The sequence below is a fragment of the Mangrovicoccus sp. HB161399 genome (assembly GCF_013184745.1).
GTDB lineage: Bacteria > Pseudomonadota > Alphaproteobacteria > Rhodobacterales > Rhodobacteraceae > Mangrovicoccus.
On record NZ_JAATVU010000015.1, the window covers coordinates 91,380 to 110,162 of the forward strand.

Here is an 18,783-nt window from a genome sequence, read left to right on the forward strand (position 1 = left end):
GAGACCCCCATGACCGAGCTTCAGACCGACAAGTTCTACTACGCCGGCACCTGGATGCAGCCTGCCGGGCCGGACCGGATGCCGGTGGTCAACCCCGCCACCGAAGAGCAGATCGCCGAGATCGCGCTGGGGACGTCCGAGGATGTCGACCGCGCCGTTGCCTCCGCGCTGAACGCCTTCGAGAGCTATTCGCGCACCACCAAGGCCGAGCGGCTGGAACTGCTGGCCGCGATCCGCGCCGTCTACGGAAAGCGCCACGAGGAGATGGCCCAGGTCATCACCTCGGAGATGGGCGCGCCGGTCCGGCTGTCGCGCAACGCCCAGGCGGCGGTCGGCACCGGCCATCTCGACGGGTTCGTCCGCGCGCTCGAGCACATGCAGTTCGAGTACGAGAACCTGGAAGGCGACCTGATCGTGAAGGAACCGATCGGCGTCTGCGGGCTGATCACGCCCTGGAACTGGCCGATCAACCAGATCGCGCTTAAGGTCCTTGCGGCGCTGGCGGCCGGCTGCACCATGGTGCTGAAGCCTTCCGAGATCACGCCGCTGTCGGGGCTGCTCTATGCGGAAATCCTCGACGAGGCGGGCGTGCCTGCGGGCGTGTTCAACCTGGTCAACGGCACCGGGCCGGAGGTCGGCGCGGCCCTGTCGAAGCATCCCGATGTCACCATGATGAGCTTCACCGGTTCGACCCGCGCCGGCCAGCAGATCAGCATCGACGCCTCCGCGAACATCAAGCGCGTGGCACTGGAGCTGGGCGGCAAGTCGCCGAACATCCTGCTCGACGACTGCGACGTGGACGCGGCGGTGAAGAGCGGTGCCCGCGCCGTCTTCATGAATACCGGGCAGAGCTGCAACGCGCCGACGCGGATGCTGGTCCCGGCCTCGCTCTACGAGCGGGCCAAGGAGGTCGCGAAGGCGGCCGCGGAGGCCACCGAGGTGGGCGACCCGGCGGTGGACGGCCGCCATATCGGCCCTCTGGCCTCGGACATCCAGTTCGGCAAGGTCCAGTCGCTGATCCAGCAGGGCATCGACGAGGGCGCGACGCTTCTGGCCGGCGGCACGGGCCGTCCGAACGGGCTGAACCACGGGTACTACGCCAAGCCGACGGTTTTCGCCGATGTCACCAACGACATGACTATCGCGCAGGAGGAGATCTTCGGTCCGGTCCTGGCGATGATCCCCTATTCCGACGAGGAGGAGGCGGTGCGCATTGCCAATGACACGCCCTACGGCCTGGCGGCCTATGTGCAGTCCGCCGACGTGGACCGGGCGATGGCGATCGGGCGGCGGCTGCGCGCGGGCATGGTGCGGCTGAACAATACCGACATCGAATACGGTTCGCCCTTCGGCGGCTACAAGATGTCCGGCAACGGCCGCGAGGGCGGCGAGATGGGGATCGAGGATTTCCTGGAGACCAAGTGCGTGTCGCGCCCGTCGTGATGCTCCGGCGCCGCGGTTCCCGTGCGGGGAAGCGGCGCCCGCCATGCGGCAGCGATAAATCAAATCGTTTGACTTGCTAAACGGAAGGGCAGACCGTCGCTTCGCAGGCGGAACGATCCAGCTTCGCCGGGCCAGTGGTGCGGGGGCACGGATGCTCACTCAAGCTCAGCTGAACACCGCCATGGCGCGCATGGTTCAGACACCGCAGCCGATGGTCTTGTTCCACGGCACCAATACCCCGGTCTTCTTTTCGAAGGTGTGCATTCGCACCGGCTTCGAGTCGAACGAGATGTTCATGGCCAAGTATTCCCTCGCCTCGCTGGGGGGAAGCGGCCGCAACGCGGCAAATTACGGGCCCGGAATCTACCTTGTCGACTCCCGCATCGCCGCGGTTGGCTATGGAGCGCTCGTCATCCGGGCCGAATTCGAATCGACCACCAATTACATGGACTTGCACACGGTAGCCACGCGAAGGGGCCACCTGATGGCCATCGGCGTGCCGTTGCAGGACCTGCTCGCCGAACCGCAGCTTTACGGCCTGATCAGGGTCACGCAGAACTACTACGTGATGCGCACGCCGTTCAATTGCACGATCGGCGCGGGCTGACGCGGGCCGCCTGCGCCGGAGGCAGCCGGTCAGTGACAGGGCCTTGCTGGCGGCAGGGACCAAGGCGTGGCTGCGCTGCCGGAATTCCGGATTGCTTTGGCGGCCAGACTGGAGGATGTCCCGCGCCTTCCGCGCGCCGCCGGAGCGCGCTGCTGCGGTGCGCCGGCCCGAACCGGCCGAGATCTGGTCTGCAACGCGCTGCATGCAAGCGAAGGACGGCCTGTCTTCCGGCAGCAGCACGTTGTTCGGAAAGAGCCGCGGGGCGGAGCGATGGCGATCGCGGATTTCCCGGAAGCCGGCCGAGTTTCGCGGCACCGGTGTTGGCGGCAGGGTTTGCCCCCTTGGCGCGGGCGGGGTCCTGGTCCTGCGGGAATGGGGCAGGGGGCCCTGGGGCCCCTTGCCGGTTGCGTGCCCGGTTCAGTTGTTCGGGCAGGTGCCGAGGCTGCGGCAGGTCGCGCCCGCGGCGCCGCCGATCAGCGCGCCGGTCAACGGGTCGCCGCTGATCACCTGGCCTGCGGCTGCGCCCATTGCCATGCCGGTCAGGGCGCGCTCGCCATCCGTCTGGCCGCAGGCGGTCAGGGCCACGGTGCCGCAGATCGCGGTGATCCAAGTCAGTCTTGCCATTCGTTTTCCCTCTCCTTCGGGGTCCGGCCGAACCGTTCCGGTTGCGCCGGATGAACGTTCCGCCACTCCGGCGGGTTCCGTCAGCCGCGCAGCATGCCCGAGCCGGAGAAAGCTGCAAGGGCGATCGTGGCGGCAGGGCGGCGGCAGGCGGTGGCATGCCGATGCCCGGCGGATCGCGGGAGTTGCGCCAGGGGCGGCTGCGGCCCTAAACCGGTGGCACCGCCCGGCGCAGGGTCCGGACGGGCCGGGGCCGGGCCCCAATGCAGAGTATCGAGGACAGACCAATGCCGTTCGAATCCACCGGGGCCGCCGTGCCCACCGTCCTTGCCGAGGATGACCGCATGAAGGCCACCCGCTGGGACTTTCCGCCCGGCGCGACCACCGGCTGGCACGAGCACGGCATGGACTATGCCGTCGTCGTGCTGACCGACGCGGTGATGGCTTACGAGGTCGACGGCGAGATCGCCGAGCGGCCGGTGAAGGCGGGCGAGACCTATCTGCGCCCGAAGGGCGTGAAGCATGACGTGCGCAATGCAGGCGACGGTCCGCTGTCTTTCGTCGAGATCGAGATCAAGGGCTGACCGCTGCTCATTTTTCTGGCATCCGCAGCTTGCCGCGATGTTTGGCGTCCACTCGCCAGAGTTTGCGGCGCACGCCCGCGGGTTCCAGGTGCCGGTAGGCACCGCCGGAAAACTTCGGCCAGTCGAGCGCCAGCCCCTGTTCCACGAGCGCTGCCGAAAGGTCAGTTCCATCGGGCAGGAAGCATTTCGCGACCACGCGGCCGTAGCTGCCATGGTCCTCGAGTTCGGCGGTGACGACATGCCCGCGGCAGAGCGCGATCATCGCTGTCTTGGCCTTGCGCCCGTAGGGCTGGTCCATTTCCGGCGCGTCGATTCCGGCCAGCCTGACATGCGTCTTGCCAATCACGATCGTGTCGCCGTCGATGACGTAGCACCTGCCCTTCAGCGTCTCCGGCACCGGCTCGAAAGGCGGTGCCTCGGGACGGGCGGGCGGCGGCGGCGCGGTGGTGCCGGCCGGCCGCATGTCCTGCCGGGAGAAGGCCGACTCCGCCGGGCGGACGGCTGGCTCGGGAGGGGGCACGCGATCCGGAAGTCGCCGGTTTGTGAAAATCTTCCTGAACCATCCGAGCATCGCGTCCTCCCCTTGGCGCCTTCCAGCCTCGCCCTCAAAAGTTGAATTCCGATTCACACATGTAAATGTTGATCGGCCGTGCGTCAGGGCGTGCCGTCGGGTCAGTCCAGCCGCTTTCTGAAGCGCAGCGAGGCGATGCCGAGGCCAATGGCGGCAAAGCAGGCCAGCCAGAGCATCTGAGGGCCGATCTCGGCCAGCCCGGCGTCGCGCAGCACCACGCCGCGGATCAGCCGCAGGAAATGCGTGACCGGCAGGGCGTTGGCCAGCCATTGCGCCGGGACCGGCATGCCTTCGTAGGGGAACATGAAGCCCGAGAGCAGGATCGAGGGCAGAACGATGAAGAAGGTCATCTGCATCGCCTGAAGCTGGGTCTTGGCGATGGTCGAGATCACCAGCCCCAAGGACAGGCTGGCCGCGATGAACAGGAGCCCGCCCCAGAGCAGCAGCCAGAGGCTGCCGACGATGGCCACGCCGAAGATCGCCCGCCCGAGCCCGAGGATCAGGCAGGCCTGGATCAGCCCGATGCCGAGGAAGGGCACGATCTTGCCCAGCATCAGCTCCACCGGGCGCACGGGGGTGTTGATCAGCATCTCCATGTTGCCGTGCTCGCTTTCCCGGACGATGGCCGCGGAGGTGAAGAGCACCATGGTCATGGTCAGGATGATGCCGACGAGGCCGGGAACGATGTTCACCTCCGTGCGCTGCTCGGGATTGTAGAAGAGCGCGACCTCGAAGGTCGGCACCGACATGTTCTGCGGGCGGCGGAACAGCTCGGTCAGCGGCATGTTGCGCAGCGATTTCAGCGCCGCCCCGATGGTCGTGTCCGAGCCGTCGACGATCCATTGCGCCACCGGGCGGGAGACCTGGGCATCCGTCGCGGGCGGTGGGTCCATGCCGACGGCGGGCGAGCGCACCAGCCGGCCCGCGAGATCTTCGGGGATGACGAAGGCGGCGCGGACATGGCCCGCGCGGATCGCGCGCTCCGCGGCTTCGGCCGTCATGTGGCGTTCGGTGAAATCGACTATCTGCGTGGCCTCGACCATCTGAACAAGCGCGCGGCTCAGCCCGGACTGGGCCTGGTCGACCAGCGCGGCGGGGATGTGGCGCAGGTTGGTCTCGATCGCGTAGCCGAAGAGCAGCAGCTGGATGATCGGGATCATCACGATCATGCCGAAGGTCATGCGGTCGCGCTTGAGCTGCAAAAGCTCCTTGCGCAGGACCGCCATCATCCGGAAGGGCGAGATCATGCCGCCTGCTCCCGCGTGGCGGATACGAAGACGTCCTCCAGGTTCGGACGGGTGCGGGCGATGGCGGCGCCGTCGCCCAGGCCGGCCGCCTCGCGCAGCCGCGCCTCTGGCTCCGGGACGTCGCCCTCGACCAGCACGCGCAGCCTGGCGCCGATCTGGGCGGCCGAGAGGATCCCCGCGGCGCCGTCCAGCCGCCGCCGCGCCGCGCGCAGGTCGGTGCCCTCGACCTCCAGCACGGTGACGCCGAGCGCATCCATCAGCTCCTGCGGCGTGCCGTCGGCGCGTTTCCGGCCGCGGTCCAGGATGGCCAGCCGGTGGCAGCGCTCGGCCTCGTCCATGAAATGCGTCGACACCACGATGCTCGCGCCCTCGGCCACCAGGTCGAACAGCTTCTCCCAGAAGCCGCGGCGGGATTCCGGATCGACGGCGGAGGTCGGCTCGTCGAGGAACAGGAGCCGCGGCCGGTGCATGACCGCCAGCGCCAGCGCCAGCCGCTGCTTCTGCCCGCCCGAGAGGCTGCCGGCCATCTGGGCGGCCAGCCCGGCGAGGTCATATTCCTCCGTGAGTTCGCCGATCCGCGCCCGCGCCTTCCGCCCTCGCAGCCCGTAGACCGAGGCCGTGAAGCCCATGTTCTCGGCCACGGTCAGATCGCGGTAATGGCTGAAGCTCTGGGTCATGTAGCCGATCTTGCGCTTCAGCGGCTCGGCCCTGCCGGGCAGCTCCACCCCCAGCACCCGCGCCGAGCCTTCGGAGGGGGTCAGCAGCCCGGTCAGCATCCGCATCGCCGTGGTCTTGCCGCAGCCGTTCGGCCCGAGGAAACCGTAGATCACCCCTGGCTCGATCTCGAGGTCCAGACCGTCCACCGCGGTTTTCGGGCCGAAGCGGCGGGTCAGCCCGCGCGCCTCCACGACCGGGCCGCTCACTTCAGCACCAGCTGCGCAGGCACGCCCACGGCGATGGCATCGGCTTCCGCGGGCAGGGTGACTTCGGCCAGATACATCAGGCGGCTGCGCTCGCTCTGGTTCAGCGCGTAATAGGGGGTGAAGGCCGGGTCGGCGGAGATCCAGCGGATGCGGCCTTCGAAAGAGTCCTCCACGCCGTCGATCCGCACCGTGACCGCATCGCCCGCCTTCAGCCCGGCGCGGTAGGGTTCGGGCACGTAGGCGCGCACCAGCAGGGGGCCCGCGGCCAGCAGGACGGCGACCGGGCTGCCCTCGGTCGCGCGTTCGCCCAGGTTCCAGGGCAGGCTGTCGAGCGTGCCGCCGCGCGAGGCGCGGATGGTCAGGTCGTCGAGCTTCTGCGTCTCGGCGCGCAGCGAGGCCTTGGCCGCGGCGACCTCGGCTTCGGAAGCCGCCAGATCCTCGGTCCGTGCGCCGTTCCGCAGCTCCAGCAGCGCCTGCTTCGCATGGTCGAGCGACGCCTGTGCCGCGTCCCGGTCGGCGGCGTCCTCGTCCAGCCGCGCGCGGCTGACCGCGTCGCTCTTCACCAGCGTGCGGTTCCGCTCCCAGGTCACCTGCGCGATCCTCAGCTGCGCCTCGGCGCCCGCGACATCCGCCTCGGCCGCGGCGATCTCCTCGTCCCGCGCGCCCGCCTCCAGCTTGGCCTTGGCCGCCTCGGCCTGCGCCAGGTTCGCCCGCGCCAGATCGGCGGCGGCCGCCTGCACCCGGTCGTCGAGCTGCACCAGAACGGTTCCCTCCGCCACCGGCGTGCCCTCGGCCACCGGCAGCGCGGTGATGATCTCGGATGCCGTGGCGGTCAGCGCGACCCGCTCGCGCGAGGTCAGCCCCAGCGCGATCCCCTCCTTGCCGCCGCCGCAATCCTGGAGCAGCAGCGGCAGGGCGAGCGCCAGGGCGGCGAAAAGGGCGGGAAAGGGCGGCATGGCGGATCTCCGGGCAGGCAGTGCCCCGAGCCTAGCATCCGGGCGCCCCCGCCGTCTTGATCTGGATCGCTCTGGCCATTCCCGCCGGGTTGCCTAGATTGGGCGTGCAGCCGGAAAAGGGACCGAGATGAAGATATTGCTGGTCGAGGACGACACCCGGATCGCGCAGTTCGTCGCCGAGGGCCTGGCGCAGGAGGGCCATGCGGTGGACAGCTTCGGCGACGGCAAGGAGGCGCTGGCGCATTGCCTCGACGCCGATCCCGACGTGGCGGTCGTCGACCGGATGCTGCCCGGGCTCGACGGGCTGTCGCTGGTCAAGGCGCTGCGCGCGGCGGGCAAGTCCATGCCGGTGCTGTTCCTGACCGCGCTCGACCAGGTTGACCAGCGGGTCGAGGGGTTCAAGGCCGGCGCCGACGACTACCTTGGCAAGCCCTTCCATTTCGCCGAGCTGCTGGCGCGGGTGGAGGCGCTGGGCCGCCGCAAGGGCGGGGCCGCGCCCGAGACCGTGCTGAAGGTGCATGACCTGACGCTCGACCTGATGGCGCACAATGCGGTCCGCGCGGGCCAGGAGATCGAGCTGCACGCCCGCGAATACCAGCTGCTTGAGCTGCTGATGCGCAATGCCGGACGGGTGGTGACGCGCTCGATGCTGCTCGACCGGGTCTGGAACATCAATTTCGAGCCTGGCACGACGGTGGTGGAGACCCATGTCAGCCGCCTGCGCGCCAAGGTGGACAAGCCCTTCGACTGCCCGCTGATCCATACCGTGCGCAATTTCGGCTACGTGATGCATGGCCCGCGCTAGGCTGGCCGTCGCCCTCGGTTCGGGCCTGACCTCGGGCGCGGCCTTCCGCGGCGCGCTCTACGGCATCGCGGCCTTCTGCGGCGTGCTGTTCCTGTCCGGCATCGCGGTGCTGGCCACCGCGCGCCATGCCGTGCGGGCGGATATCGAGGCCGGGCTCGCCGCGCAGCTGGCCATCGTGCAGGAAATGGCCGCTGCCAGCGATGCGGCGGCCTTCGACGCGACCGTGACGGATCTGGCCCGCCGCTTCGCCGCGGCCAACCTGGTGGTGGCGGTCTATCACGGCAACGACGTGGTGGCGGCCAATGCCGCCCTGCCGCGGGCGCCCGACACCTGGCGCATCGTCAGCGACGTCGCGACGATCCGCGGCGAGGAACTGGACCGGGTGCTGGTCCTGACCGGGCGGGCCGGGCCCTATACGGTGGTGCTGGGCCGCGACATGGGCGGGGTGACCCGGGTCAGCCACGCGATTGCCGGGGTGCTCGCTGCGGTCGGGCTGGTGGTCGTGGCCACGCTCATCGCCATCGGCTGGGTGCTGAGCGCGCGGTCCGAACGCGCACTGGGCCGGATCGAGGCAGCGCTCGACCTGGTGTCGCGCGGCGAGTTCGGCGCGCGGGCGCCGGAGGCCGTTGATCCCGACCAGATCGACCGGGTGGCGGCCAAGATCAACATCCATCTCGACCGGCTGGAGCTGCTGATGGCCGAGGCGCGCAACCGCGCCGCCGCCATCGCGCATGACCTGCGCACGCCGCTGGCCCGCGCCATTCTGACCGCCGAGCGGCTGCTGGCCGAGGTCGGCGCCGGGCCGGGCGCGGAGGAGGCGGCGGAACTGGCGGAGGAACTCGACCGGCTGGCGCGGATCTTCGACGCGATCCTGCGCATCGCCCGGATCGAGGGGGCGCAGGGCGCGCTGCCCGAGGTTCCGGCCGATCTGGGGCGGGTGCTTGCGGAGGTGGCCGATCTCTACGAGGCGGCGGCCGAGGCGCAGGGCCAGACTCTTGCCGCCTCGGGCCATGCCGCTGTGCGGGGCGATGCCACGCTGCTGACCCAGGCGGCGGCGAACCTTGCGGCCAATGCCGTCGCCCATGCCGGGCCGGGTGCCGCGATACGGCTGGAGGCCGGCCTGCTGGACGGCTGCGCGGTGCTGGCCTGCCTCGATGACGGGCCGGGCATCCCCGAGGCGGAGCGGACCCGCGTGCTCGACCCGTTCGTGCGGCTCGACGCCGCCGCCGGGGGCACCGGGCTGGGCCTGACCTTCGTGCGCGCGGTGGCCGAACGCCACGGCGCCGAGCTGCGCCTGTCGGACGGCGGCCCGGGGCTGCGTGCGGAAATCGTCTTCCCGCGGGAGCTTACGCAACTGTAAGCTTGGAAGCATTGGCCCGTAAGACCGGCCGCCCATCTGTCATCCGTGACCAACGGAACCCATGGAGGACAAGATGGCACAGCGTTCGAAATTCGGCCGGAAAGTTGCAATCGTCGTGGCCACTGCGGCCGTCCTGGCCTCGCCCGTCGCAACGGTGGCCGTGGCCGCCGAGAACGGCAAGGTGGCCGAACAGGCCGAGGCGGCGAAGGCCAAGGCGGACTACGCCACCCAGGACGAGTTCCTGAAGGCCTCGGACGAGGGGCTGCAGGTGCTCAGCAAGATCCACCAGGCGCGGGCGGAGCTGTATGACGGCCAGAAGGACGCGGCGGCGAAGCTGCTCGACGAGGCCTCGACCCAGCTCGGCACCGCCAAGGGCGACCTGAAGCAGATGCTGGTGGCCGACACCAAGAGCGGATCGGAGGACCCGGTCTACCTGCCGGTCGATGTCCAGATCGGCTATGGCGAGACCTTCGTGCCGGATGACAGCTCGCGGCAGGCACTGAGCGAGGCCGGGGCGCAGCTTCAGTCCGACCAGCCGGACAAGGCGCTGGAGACGTTGCGCGTGGCCAACCTCGACATGCAGGTGATCGCGGCGATGATGCCGCTGGATCAGGCATCGGCGCATCTGTCCGACGCGCAGAAGGCGATCGGATCGGGCGATACCGCCTCGGCCCAGGCCTCGCTGGCGGCCCTCGAGGACAGCGTGGTGGTCCAGGGCTGGAACATCGACGCGATCCCGAAGCAGGGCGACAAGGCGGTGCAGCAATCCTCGGCAGCGGACACGGTCGGCGGCATGCAGGGCGCGCTTCCCGGGGCGGCGTCGGGCCAGCAGCCCACCGCGGTCAACTGACCGCCGCCCGGGCGTTCCATTCCAAAGGTGGCGAGACCTTGCCCCGCGGTTTCCGCGGGGCCTTTTTCGTGCCGGGCCGGCTTCACGATTCCGTCGCTGGAAAAACCGGTGCCGCGTCAGTAGGTTCGGAGCAAGGCTGCCGGAGAGGAACAGGAGGCGGAACATGGTTCTGACGAGGCGCGCCGCCGTCCTTGGCGGGGGACTCCTTGCCGTGCTGGTGCTTCATGCCGTGATCGCGACGGTTGCGACCTTTGCCCTGGCGGTGCTGCTGGCCGGTGCGGCGGGCTATGCGCTGCGCCATGGCGGATGGCGGCTGCGCCCGATGCGGGACCTTCCGGCCGAGGCGGCGCTGGCCGCTCCGGCGGTGCCGGAATTCGCCGCGGCGGTGGACGAGCTGCGCAAGCTGGCGCGGCGCAGCGACGGCGAGGCGCGCGAGCCGCTCCTGCGCATCGCCCGGCATCTCTCCGCCCTGTCGCGGGCCGGACTGCCCGAAGAGGAGACCCGGCAGGAGCGCCAGCTGGCGCAGGCCCTGCAGGACAGCGCGGCAAGCCTGCGGATCCGCGGCGGCGCGGTTACCCCCGCGGCGGTTGCGCCGCTGATCGGGCTGGCCGAGGCGCTGGAACAGGCCTCCGACCGGGCCCGGCTGGCCAAGGAGCGCGACTTCGCGGATACCGCGCGCAGCCTCGGGCACCGCCTGCGCGGCAGGGCGTGACGCCGGAATGTTCCAAGGAAGAGGTTTGAGGTCCCGGCGCTCCGCGGCGTGGGGGCAATGAGGCTCGGCCCCGGGACCTGGTCGTTTGCTTGCGATGGGGGTGTTCTAGCCCCGTCACATGGCCGGATGAGGGACCCCGGAAGGCAGGCCGCGGGTCATTTTGCGGCGGGAACGGGGCAGCAGCCGGGATCTGTTCGGACGGAACGGACGCACACGGGCCGCCGGAGATGATCTCCGGAGGACCAAGTGCTGCCGATGTCTGGAGGGAAGTTTGAGGTCCCGGCGCTCCGCGGCGTGGGGGCAATGAGGCTCGGCCCCGGGACCTGTGGTCGCTTGCTTGCGATGGGGGAGTTCTAGCCCCGTCACATGGCCGGATGGGGGAGACCGCGCGGCAGGTCCGGGGTCATTTCTGGACGGAAATGGGGCAGGGACCCGCATGGCGCGGGTCCCTTCGCAAGGCTGCGGCTCAGCGCCGGGCGTCGGCGCGCAGCGGCGCCGGGACGGGGAGGACCAGGCTGCCGAGGGCAGCGAGCCCAGCCAGGGCGCCGAGCAGGGGGAGCGTGTCCGCGATCATCTCCGCCCCCCTCAGTTCATGTACCAGCCATGCGACGCCACCAGCGACTGGCCGGTCAGCGCGTTGCTGGGGAAGGCGGCGAAGAAATGCGCCACGGCGGCGATGTCCTCGACGGTGGTGAACTCCGTGTCGACTGTCTCGCCCAGCATCACCTTGGAGATCACCTCGTCCTCGGAAATGCCCAGATCCTGCGCCTGTTCGGGGATCTGCTTCTCCACGAGCGGCGTCTTCACGAAGCCCGGGCAGATCACGTTGGTGCGGATGCCGTGCTCGCCGCCCTCCTTCGCGATGACGCGGGCAAGGCCGAGCAGCCCGTGCTTGGCGGTGACATAGGGGGCCTTCAGGGCCGAGGCTTCCTTGGAATGGACCGAACCCATGAACAGGATCGCGCCGCCGCCCTGCCTCTTCATGTGCGGGATCACCGCCTTCGAGGTCAGGAAGGCGCCGTCGAGATGGATGGCAAGCAGCTTCTTCCACTCGGCGAAGGGGAAATCCTCGACCTTGTGGACGATCTGCACGCCGGCATTGGAGACCAGGACGTCGATCCGGCCCCAGGTCGCGGCGACCTTCTGCACGCCGGCATTGACCATGTCCTCGTCGGTGACGTCCATCTCGACGGCCATGGCCTCGCCCTTGGTCTTCGCGTTGATCTCCTCCGCGGCCTTGCGCGCGGCGTCGATCTTCAGATCCGCGATGACGACCTTGGCGCCGTCCTCGGCATAGCGGGTGGCGATGGCCTTGCCGATGCCAGAGGCGGCGCCGGTGACGATGCAGACCTTGTTCTCGAGAGTGCTCATGAGGGTCTCCTTTCTGGTTCAGCGGCGGCTCCGGGCCGTCCGCCAGTCTCCCCGGGGGAACGCGGGCCGCGGGGCCCGCGTTCCGGTCCGGCTCAGTCGGTCATGTAATCGTGTACGACCTCGCCGAGGCCGAGCGTCAGGTCGGCGAGGATGTGCTTCGCGCCGATCACCTCGCGCACCGGCAGCGCGGCGACATCGGCCTTGGCGTGGCGGAAGAGCTCCAGCTCGCCGGGACCTTCCCAGCCGCCCTTCACGTTGAGGTCGGTCTGGCGGTAGCGGACCAGCTCGCAGATGCGCGGCGTGCAGTCGACATGCGGGATGATCTTCAGCAGGAACTGCGGCGCCGAGAGCTGCGCCTCGACGGCGGCCAGGTCCATCGCCCCGTGCTTGTAGCCCATGGTGCCGGTGGCGACCCGGACCGATCCGCTGTCGAGCGTGCCGACCAGCACGTCCTTTTCGACATGCAGCGAGGGCGTGGCGTATTTCTTCGGGAAGCCCCAGATCTCGCGCCCGCCGGCGATCGGCGCCTCGTCGTTGAGATACATCGAATGGACATAGCCGCCCTTCGTGCCCTGGTACGTGACCGGGATCACCTGGCCGCTTTCGGTGTAGTCGCCGAAGCCGGTCGAATCGGGCATGCGGATGAATTCGTAGTTCACCACCGGGTCGTCGAATTCCAGCGGCTCCGGCAGCACGCGGCGCAGCGCGTCGGGGTCGGTGCGGTAGCTGATGACCAGGAATTCGCGGTCGGTGAAGCGGTAGGGCCCGCGCGGATAGCTCGGGTTCGCGAAGGGCATGGCGAAGGCGCGGTCGCGGACGGAATGGACGGTGTCTTTCATGTCTGGGGCTCCTTTCGTTCCGGGTTGGTCAGGTCGAAGACGCGCAGTCCCTCGTGGCGGCCGCGCGCCTGCCAGCGCGGATCGGCCAGCGACTGCCCGACATCGCGCGCGCCGGCCTCCCAGTGCTGCAGCATCGACAGGCGGGAGAAGTCGTAGTCCTTGGCATCGGTCTCGAAGGCGGCGCGGCGGTGGATCAGGTGGACCAGGTCGACCGGCGCCGAGGGCGCGGCACGGCAGAGCCGGTCCAGGTCCGGATCGCCGCGCATCGTCTCGGGCAGGCGCGCGCGCAGCCGCCGTGCCGCGGCGGCCAGCTTGTGCAATTCGCGGTAGCGGTCGGTGGTCAGCCGGGTGCGGCTGGAGAACTGGATGTCCTTGCGGCGGCTCTCCACCTCTCCCAGCGTCTTCGGCCTCTGGCCGCGGGCGGAAAACAGGTCGGCCTGGAAGATGGTCATCGGCCGGTCGTCATGATGTTCCAGCACGTATTGCAGCGGCGTGTTCGAGACCAGCCCGCCATCCCACCAGAGCCGCCCCTCCACCTCGACTGGCGGGAGGCCCGGCGGCAGCGCGCCGGAGGCCATGACATGCTCGGGGCCGATCGTCTGGCGGGCGGAGTCGAAATAGGCGAAATTGCCGGTTTCCAGGTCGACCGCCCCGACCGACAGCCGCGGGCCATGGTCGTTGAGCCAGTCGAAATCGGCCAGCTCCTCAAGCGTGACGCGCAGCGGGCCGGAGGTGTAGATGCTGTCGGCGGGCAGCAGCCCCGGCGGCCAGGGCCAGCGCGGCCGGAAGAAGCCGGGAACGCCGGAGGCCACCACGGCCGCGGCGGCGGCGTTTTCGTAGCCGAGCCGCAGGATGTCGGGCAGGTTGCGCGCGGGCGGGGCGGGCAGGCTGGCGGACACCTGTTCCCAGAAGGCGGCGAGCCGCGCCTCCCGCCGCTCCGGCGGGTTGCCGCAGATCAGCGCGGCATTGATCGCGCCGATCGAGATGCCTGCCACCCAGCCCGGGCTGTGGCCTGCCGCTGCCAGCGCGGTGGCGGCCCCGGCCTGGTAGGCGCCGAGCGCGCCGCCGCCCTGCAGCACAAGGGTCGTGATCGGGGCGTTCCGGGGCATGGCCGCATTCCTTTCCATCCATGGAAGGGAAATGGCGGAGCATGTTTGCCGGTTCCTGCCGCCCTGCTTACATCTTCGTAAGCTCCGGCCGCGGGGCGGGCAGGCGCGTCAGCGGCAGACCTTCTGGGCGGTCTGGCCGAAGACCTGGTAGCGGCGCCAGAAATCCTCGTGCGAGGACCGGTCGGACTGGCGGATGTCCTGCGCCATCTGCGGGTCCTTGAAGAATTTCGCCGCCAGCCGCTGGTCGGACCGGGTCAGGGTCTGGTCGGCGACGCGCTGGATGCAGCCGCATAGCGGCGCCGAGGCGGCCGTCCGCTCGGATTTCATGCAGGCGCGCTCGATGCGGGCGGCTTGTGCGGCGGGGGCGGACAGCAGGAGGGCGGCGGCTATCAAAGCGCCTGCGCGGGCCGCAGCTGCGGTCCGGATCGGGGTCTTCGCGGGTGACATGCTCTGCCTCGGCGGTATGTGAGTCTTTTTAGGTCTTATGCCGCAAGGTTAGGGAAAACCCGAACTTCCGGCAAGTCCCGGCCCCGGAGCGGGCGGCTGCCGCGGGGGCGCGCCGCCGTGCCCGGGCCGCGGGGCCGGAACACCCATGGGAATCAGTCGCTTGCGCCCGACTGCCGCAGCCCTGAGCGGGCCGCTGCTGTTGCAGCCATGCCAGATGTCCGGCACCGGGGGCCAACTTCGCCCCGCCGTCGGGGGCGAAGCCTGCGCATTCCCATTGACGGCGCCCGGAATCCCTGCATATGCGAGCCCATGACCGAGCTTTCCCGCATCCGAAACTTCTCCATCGTTGCCCATATCGACCACGGCAAGTCCACGCTGGCCGATCGCCTGATCCAATCCACCAACACGGTGTCGGAACGGGAGATGAAGGAACAGCTGCTCGACGCCATGGATATCGAGCGGGAACGCGGCATCACCATCAAGGCGAACACCGTCCGCATCGAGTACATCGCCGATGACGGCGAGCTGTACGTGCTGAACCTGATCGACACGCCCGGACATGTCGACTTCGCCTACGAAGTCTCGCGGTCCATGCGCGCGGTCGAGGGCTCGCTCCTGGTGGTCGACTCGACCCAGGGCGTCGAGGCCCAGACCTTGGCCAACGTCTACCAGGCGATCGACGCCGACCACGAGATCGTGCCGGTCCTGAACAAGATCGACCTGCCCGCCGCCGACTGCGAACGGGTCGCCGAGCAGATCGAGGACGTGATCGGCATCGACGCCTCCGACGCGCTGAAGGTCTCTGCCAAGACCGGCATCGGCATCAAGGAGACGCTGGAGGCCATCGTCCACCGCCTGCCCGCGCCGAAGGGCGACAAGGACGCGCCGCTGAAGGCCATGCTGGTCGACAGCTGGTACGACGCCTATCTGGGCGTGGTCGTGCTGATCCGCGTCATGGACGGCGTGATCAGGAAGGGCGACCGCATCGTCATGATGGGCACCGGGGGCAAGTACCCGGTGGAACGCCTCGGCGTGTTCCGTCCCGCGATGCAGAACGTGGCGGAGCTGGGCCCGGGCGAGATCGGCTTCTTCACCGCCTCGATCAAGCAGGTCCGCGACACCCGCGTCGGCGACACCATCACCCACGAGAAGAAGGGCGCCGACAAGCCGCTGCCGGGCTTCAAGCCGTCGGTGCCGGTGGTGTTCTGCGGCCTCTTCCCGGTCGACTCCGCCGAATTCGACGACCTGCGCGACGCGATCGAGAAGCTGGCGCTGAACGACGCCTCCTTCTCCTACGAGATGGAGACCTCGGCCGCGCTCGGCTTCGGCTTCCGCTGCGGCTTCCTCGGCCTGCTGCATCTCGAGGTGATCCGCGACCGGCTGGAACGCGAATACGACATCGAGCTGATCACCACGGCGCCCTCGGTGGTCTACCACCTGTTCATGAAGGACGGCACCGAGACCGAGCTGCACAACCCGGCCGACATGCCCGACCTGACCTATGTCGACCATATCGAGGAGCCGCGCATCAAGGCGACGATCCTCGTGCCGGACGAATACCTGGGCGACGTGCTGAAGCTCTGCCAGGACCGCCGCGGCATCCAGCTGGACCTGACCTATGCGGGCAGCCGCGCCATGGTGGTCTACGATCTGCCGCTGAACGAGGTGGTCTTCGACTTCTACGACCGGCTGAAATCGGTGACCAAGGGCTATGCCTCCTTCGACTACCAGATGGAGGGCTACCGCGAGGACAACCTCGTGAAGATGCAGATCCTCGTCAATGACGAGCCGGTCGACGCGCTTTCCATGATGGTCCACCGCGACCGGGCGGAGATGCGCGGCCGGGCGATGTGCGAGAAGCTCAAGGACCTGATCCCGCGGCACATGTTCAAGATCCCGATCCAGGCGGCGATCGGCGGCAAGGTCATCGCGCGCGAGACCCTGTCGGCGCTGCGCAAGGACGTGACGGCGAAATGCTATGGCGGCGACGCCACCCGGAAGAAGAAGCTTCTGGAGAAGCAGAAGGCCGGCAAGAAGAAGATGCGCCAGTTCGGCAAGGTGGAGATTCCGCAGGAAGCCTTCATCTCGGCGCTCAAGATGGACGAGTGACATGTCCTTCAGCCGTGCGGAGTTCCTTGAAAAGAACCTCGCGCGGCAATCGGAATTGATAAGGGCGGCCGATCTGAAGGTCGCCTTTCTCGTTCCCACTGCCACGGCCATGGTCGGCGTCCTCGCCGCGCTGTTCCGCTCCTCGCATCCCAGCACCGTGTCGTTCCTGCTGCTGAAGCTGAACCTGGTGCCGATGATCCTGCTGTTCACGGTGATCGGCCTCGCGGTCTTCCCGCGCTTCCGTCCCGGGCGGGGATCGCTGCTGTTCTTCGGCGACATCGCGGCGCAGGACCAGACCGCCTATGCCGATGCGGCGCTGGCGGTGGACGAGGAGGCCTATCTGCGAGACCTGGCCGAGACCTGCCACGTCACGGCCTGCATCGCCCGCACCAAGCACCGCCTGGCGCGCCTGGCCTATCTCTGCTTCCTGCTGATCCTGCCGTTCTGGGCCAGCGCGGTCTATGTGCTGAGCACGGAGATGTAGTAGCTTGGACCATGCTCAGTTTCGCCAACTTTCTTCCGTGCTGAATTTTCAGAATGCCTCTCGCCATGTGACTTCGCACGCATGAGCTAGGCTGAGGATCATGGGAGGAAGCAGGAATAAAAAGCCGAGTGCAAAAAGTATGGCAATTGCGGCCCGTACAAGTGGAGCGGAATTGTCGAGATATACGTAATTGTACCACAGCACACGCACGACCTGCTCCGTTGTCGGTGGCTTTAGGGATTCTGGATTGTTCGGCTCGCATCGTTCCCACTTTTCGGTCTTTGCGTTTATGAAACCACGATCCAGCCAATAGTAGTTGTCGATCCTTGCCAATCTCAGTGCGAGTTTGGCTCTTGGCGAGTTGAATATGTGAACTATCTGGTTGTATCGCTCCCGTGTAATCAGAGGTGCAAGAGCCACGTATTCGAGGTGGGTTACGTATTTCTTGAGCAAGGTCGGACAAAAAACATTGAAAATAAGGGCTCCCAAACCGATAAAGGCGAGCCCAAGAAAGCTAGTCGAAAGTCTGACCGAGATATCGTAGTCTACAACTTGGGATGCTCTATCTCTCAGGCCTCGAAGCCCTTCCGTCTCAAGCGCGAGCGGTATGACCGGAGCAAGCAAGGGAAGCAGGGAGAAGCCGCGGGCAATGGGGGAGGCGCCGATTTTGGCCAAGCTTGACCATTTTGAAATAGATACGAATGGTCTGGTAAGTGATACTGCCCATGACTTTCTCATGCGATTCTCGAAAAAGAATAGAATTTCAGGAAAGTCTAGAAGATTTTTTCTGCTGCCCGCCTCTCAATCGGTGGTTGTCCATTGATTCAGGGAAAATTTAAGAAGGTTGTAATGTTTCTTTGGCGTGATGCCCGAAAATTCGGCGGTCACGTTCTTCTCAGAAGCTCTCTTTGCTAAGTACGCGTTTGGGAACCGATGGAATTGAAGTGGCGCCGTAAAGAACGCCACTACTTTGTCAAATGGCTACCAGTAGGCTCTCGGCTGACGAGGTCTCGTAGATGCCAACGCTTTCTTCGAGGTGGAGCGTCGCGATCACCACGTCCCGACCCGCATCTTGTGGCGCTTCCAAGGCCGGACACTCTCCGGACGAAAGTTTTCCCTTCACGCATCCGTGAGCCTGCATCCGTCGGCATCCGCCTCTCCGTACCCTCGCATGTAACGGCGCTGAGGCGCTGCAACCGAGGAGACCACCGATGCTGACATTCACCGCCGCCGCCGCGCTGCTGCTTGCCGCTCCCGCCGCCTTTGCCGAGTCCCACGGGATTGCCCCGGGCGTCATGGCCGAGGACCAGAGCGTCGCCAACGGCGTGGTCAGCGCCTCCCATGTCATCGCGCCGGAAAACGGCTGGCTGGTGGTGCACCGCACCGATGCCGCCATGAAGCCCGGCCCTGTCGTCGGCCATGCGCCCCTGCGCGGCGGCGACAACATCGACGTGGCCGCGATCCTCACCGAAGAGGTCGCGCCGGGCGAGATGCTGATGCTGATGGTGCATTCCGAGGCAGGCGGCATGGCCGCCGGAGATTTCGAATACACGCTGGGCGCGGCCGAGGACGGCCCGGTAAAGCCCGGCGGCGAGCTGGTGATGGCTGTGATCACCGCAGAATGAGGCTGCAGCTCCGCCCGGCTACCTTTCCCTCCCGGCGGGGCGATGGCTTCAGCGGTCCATGGGGATCGCCTTTCCGGCTCCGGTGCTTCCCCGCCCGGGTCCGGTGCTGCCCGGCGAATG

At 68.0% G+C, this 18,783-nt stretch carries 20 protein-coding genes; 10 read left to right on the forward strand and 10 right to left on the reverse strand.

Translation table 11 applies throughout. From position 1 onward, the window contains the following. The first annotated feature begins 9 nt into the window (after window positions 1-9). Window positions 10-1,443: an aldehyde dehydrogenase family protein gene (locus tag HCC78_RS10985; RefSeq protein WP_172328817.1), complete on the forward strand. Its 1,434-nt coding sequence runs from the start codon at window positions 10-12 to the stop codon at window positions 1,441-1,443. 151 nt (window positions 1,444-1,594) lie between these two features. Then, window positions 1,595-2,050 carry a hypothetical protein gene (locus HCC78_RS10990; protein WP_172328818.1) on the forward strand — a complete coding sequence of 152 codons (456 nt, stop codon included), beginning with the start codon at window positions 1,595-1,597 and terminating at the stop codon, window positions 2,048-2,050. 417 nt (window positions 2,051-2,467) lie between these two features. Here HCC78_RS10990 and HCC78_RS10995 read toward each other — a convergent pair whose 3' ends face one another. Then, window positions 2,468-2,674 carry a hypothetical protein gene (locus tag HCC78_RS10995; RefSeq protein WP_172328819.1) on the reverse strand — a complete coding sequence of 69 codons (207 nt, stop codon included), beginning with the start codon at window positions 2,672-2,674 and terminating at the stop codon, window positions 2,468-2,470. Between the two features lie 284 nt (window positions 2,675-2,958). Between HCC78_RS10995 and HCC78_RS11000 the strand changes: the two genes are divergently transcribed. Continuing rightward, window positions 2,959-3,255, forward strand: a complete 297-nt coding sequence (locus tag HCC78_RS11000; RefSeq protein WP_172328820.1) for a cupin domain-containing protein — start codon at window positions 2,959-2,961, stop codon at window positions 3,253-3,255. Between the two features lie 7 nt (window positions 3,256-3,262). Here the strand turns inward: HCC78_RS11000 and HCC78_RS11005 are convergent, their stop codons facing one another. The 4 genes from HCC78_RS11005 to HCC78_RS11020 all read right to left on the reverse strand — a co-directional run bounded on the left by HCC78_RS11005 (window position 3,263) and on the right by HCC78_RS11020 (window position 6,952). Further along, the gene (locus HCC78_RS11005; protein ID WP_253949132.1) at window positions 3,263-3,826 is read right to left on the reverse strand and encodes a thermonuclease family protein; all 564 of its coding nucleotides are present in this window, start codon (window positions 3,824-3,826) and stop codon (window positions 3,263-3,265) included. A 101-nt stretch (window positions 3,827-3,927) separates the two neighbouring features. Next, entirely contained in the window at window positions 3,928-5,073 is a 1,146-nt protein-coding gene (locus HCC78_RS11010) for an ABC transporter permease (RefSeq protein ID WP_172328821.1), read from the reverse strand. After that, window positions 5,070-5,996 (reverse strand): ATP-binding cassette domain-containing protein, encoded by a 927-nt coding sequence (locus HCC78_RS11015; protein ID WP_172328822.1) that lies wholly within the window; start codon window positions 5,994-5,996, stop codon window positions 5,070-5,072. Before HCC78_RS11015 ends, HCC78_RS11010 begins: the two co-directional genes overlap by 4 nt. Then, on the reverse strand, window positions 5,993-6,952 hold the full coding sequence (locus tag HCC78_RS11020; protein WP_172328823.1) for an HlyD family secretion protein: 960 nt from the start codon (window positions 6,950-6,952) through the stop codon (window positions 5,993-5,995). The genes HCC78_RS11015 and HCC78_RS11020 overlap by 4 nt, the downstream gene beginning before the upstream one ends. A gap of 127 nt (window positions 6,953-7,079) precedes the next feature. Between HCC78_RS11020 and HCC78_RS11025 the strand changes: the two genes are divergently transcribed. The 4 genes from HCC78_RS11025 to HCC78_RS11040 all read left to right on the forward strand — a co-directional run bounded on the left by HCC78_RS11025 (window position 7,080) and on the right by HCC78_RS11040 (window position 10,679). Further along, window positions 7,080-7,757 (forward strand): response regulator transcription factor, encoded by a 678-nt coding sequence (locus tag HCC78_RS11025; protein WP_172328824.1) that lies wholly within the window; start codon window positions 7,080-7,082, stop codon window positions 7,755-7,757. Further along, window positions 7,744-9,117 carry a HAMP domain-containing sensor histidine kinase gene (locus HCC78_RS11030; RefSeq protein WP_172328825.1) on the forward strand — a complete coding sequence of 458 codons (1,374 nt, stop codon included), beginning with the start codon at window positions 7,744-7,746 and terminating at the stop codon, window positions 9,115-9,117. Before HCC78_RS11025 ends, HCC78_RS11030 begins: the two co-directional genes overlap by 14 nt. Before the next feature lie 73 nt (window positions 9,118-9,190). Beyond that, on the forward strand, window positions 9,191-9,967 hold the full coding sequence (locus HCC78_RS11035; protein WP_172328826.1) for a YfdX family protein: 777 nt from the start codon (window positions 9,191-9,193) through the stop codon (window positions 9,965-9,967). 163 nt (window positions 9,968-10,130) lie between these two features. After that, a complete protein-coding gene (locus HCC78_RS11040) occupies window positions 10,131-10,679 on the forward strand; it encodes a hypothetical protein (protein ID WP_172328827.1) in 549 nt (182 codons plus the stop codon). A gap of 585 nt (window positions 10,680-11,264) precedes the next feature. Here HCC78_RS11040 and HCC78_RS11045 read toward each other — a convergent pair. The 4 genes from HCC78_RS11045 to HCC78_RS34775 form a co-directional block, all read right to left on the reverse strand. After that, window positions 11,265-12,050, reverse strand: coding sequence for a 3-hydroxybutyrate dehydrogenase (locus HCC78_RS11045; protein WP_172328828.1), 786 nt, complete (start codon window positions 12,048-12,050; stop codon window positions 11,265-11,267). Between the two features lie 92 nt (window positions 12,051-12,142). Further along, the gene (locus HCC78_RS11050) at window positions 12,143-12,889 is read right to left on the reverse strand and encodes an acetoacetate decarboxylase (protein ID WP_172328829.1); all 747 of its coding nucleotides are present in this window, start codon (window positions 12,887-12,889) and stop codon (window positions 12,143-12,145) included. Next, a complete protein-coding gene (locus HCC78_RS11055) occupies window positions 12,886-13,998 on the reverse strand; it encodes a DUF3734 domain-containing protein (protein WP_172328830.1) in 1,113 nt (370 codons plus the stop codon). Before HCC78_RS11055 ends, HCC78_RS11050 begins: the two co-directional genes overlap by 4 nt. 108 nt (window positions 13,999-14,106) lie before the next feature. Next, window positions 14,107-14,325 carry a hypothetical protein gene (locus HCC78_RS34775; protein ID WP_371743809.1) on the reverse strand — a complete coding sequence of 73 codons (219 nt, stop codon included), beginning with the start codon at window positions 14,323-14,325 and terminating at the stop codon, window positions 14,107-14,109. 429 nt (window positions 14,326-14,754) lie between these two features. Here HCC78_RS34775 and lepA point away from each other — a divergent pair, with 429 nt between their 5' ends. Together lepA and HCC78_RS11070 are read left to right on the forward strand one after the other, a co-directional pair. Further along, complete coding sequence (gene lepA, locus HCC78_RS11065) at window positions 14,755-16,554, forward strand: translation elongation factor 4 (RefSeq protein WP_172328832.1); 1,800 nt, start codon at window positions 14,755-14,757, stop codon at window positions 16,552-16,554. Between the two features lies 1 nt (window position 16,555). Beyond that, window positions 16,556-17,038, forward strand: a complete 483-nt coding sequence (locus HCC78_RS11070; protein ID WP_172328833.1) for a Pycsar system effector family protein — start codon at window positions 16,556-16,558, stop codon at window positions 17,036-17,038. A gap of 48 nt (window positions 17,039-17,086) precedes the next feature. On the opposite strand, the gene HCC78_RS11075 is transcribed toward HCC78_RS11070, so the two are convergent. Further along, complete coding sequence (locus HCC78_RS11075; RefSeq protein ID WP_172328834.1) at window positions 17,087-17,776, reverse strand: hypothetical protein; 690 nt, start codon at window positions 17,774-17,776, stop codon at window positions 17,087-17,089. A gap of 473 nt (window positions 17,777-18,249) precedes the next feature. Here HCC78_RS11075 and HCC78_RS11080 point away from each other — a divergent pair, with 473 nt between their 5' ends. Continuing rightward, a complete protein-coding gene (locus tag HCC78_RS11080) occupies window positions 18,250-18,663 on the forward strand; it encodes a hypothetical protein (protein WP_172328835.1) in 414 nt (137 codons plus the stop codon). Window positions 18,664-18,783: the final 120 nt, after the last annotated feature.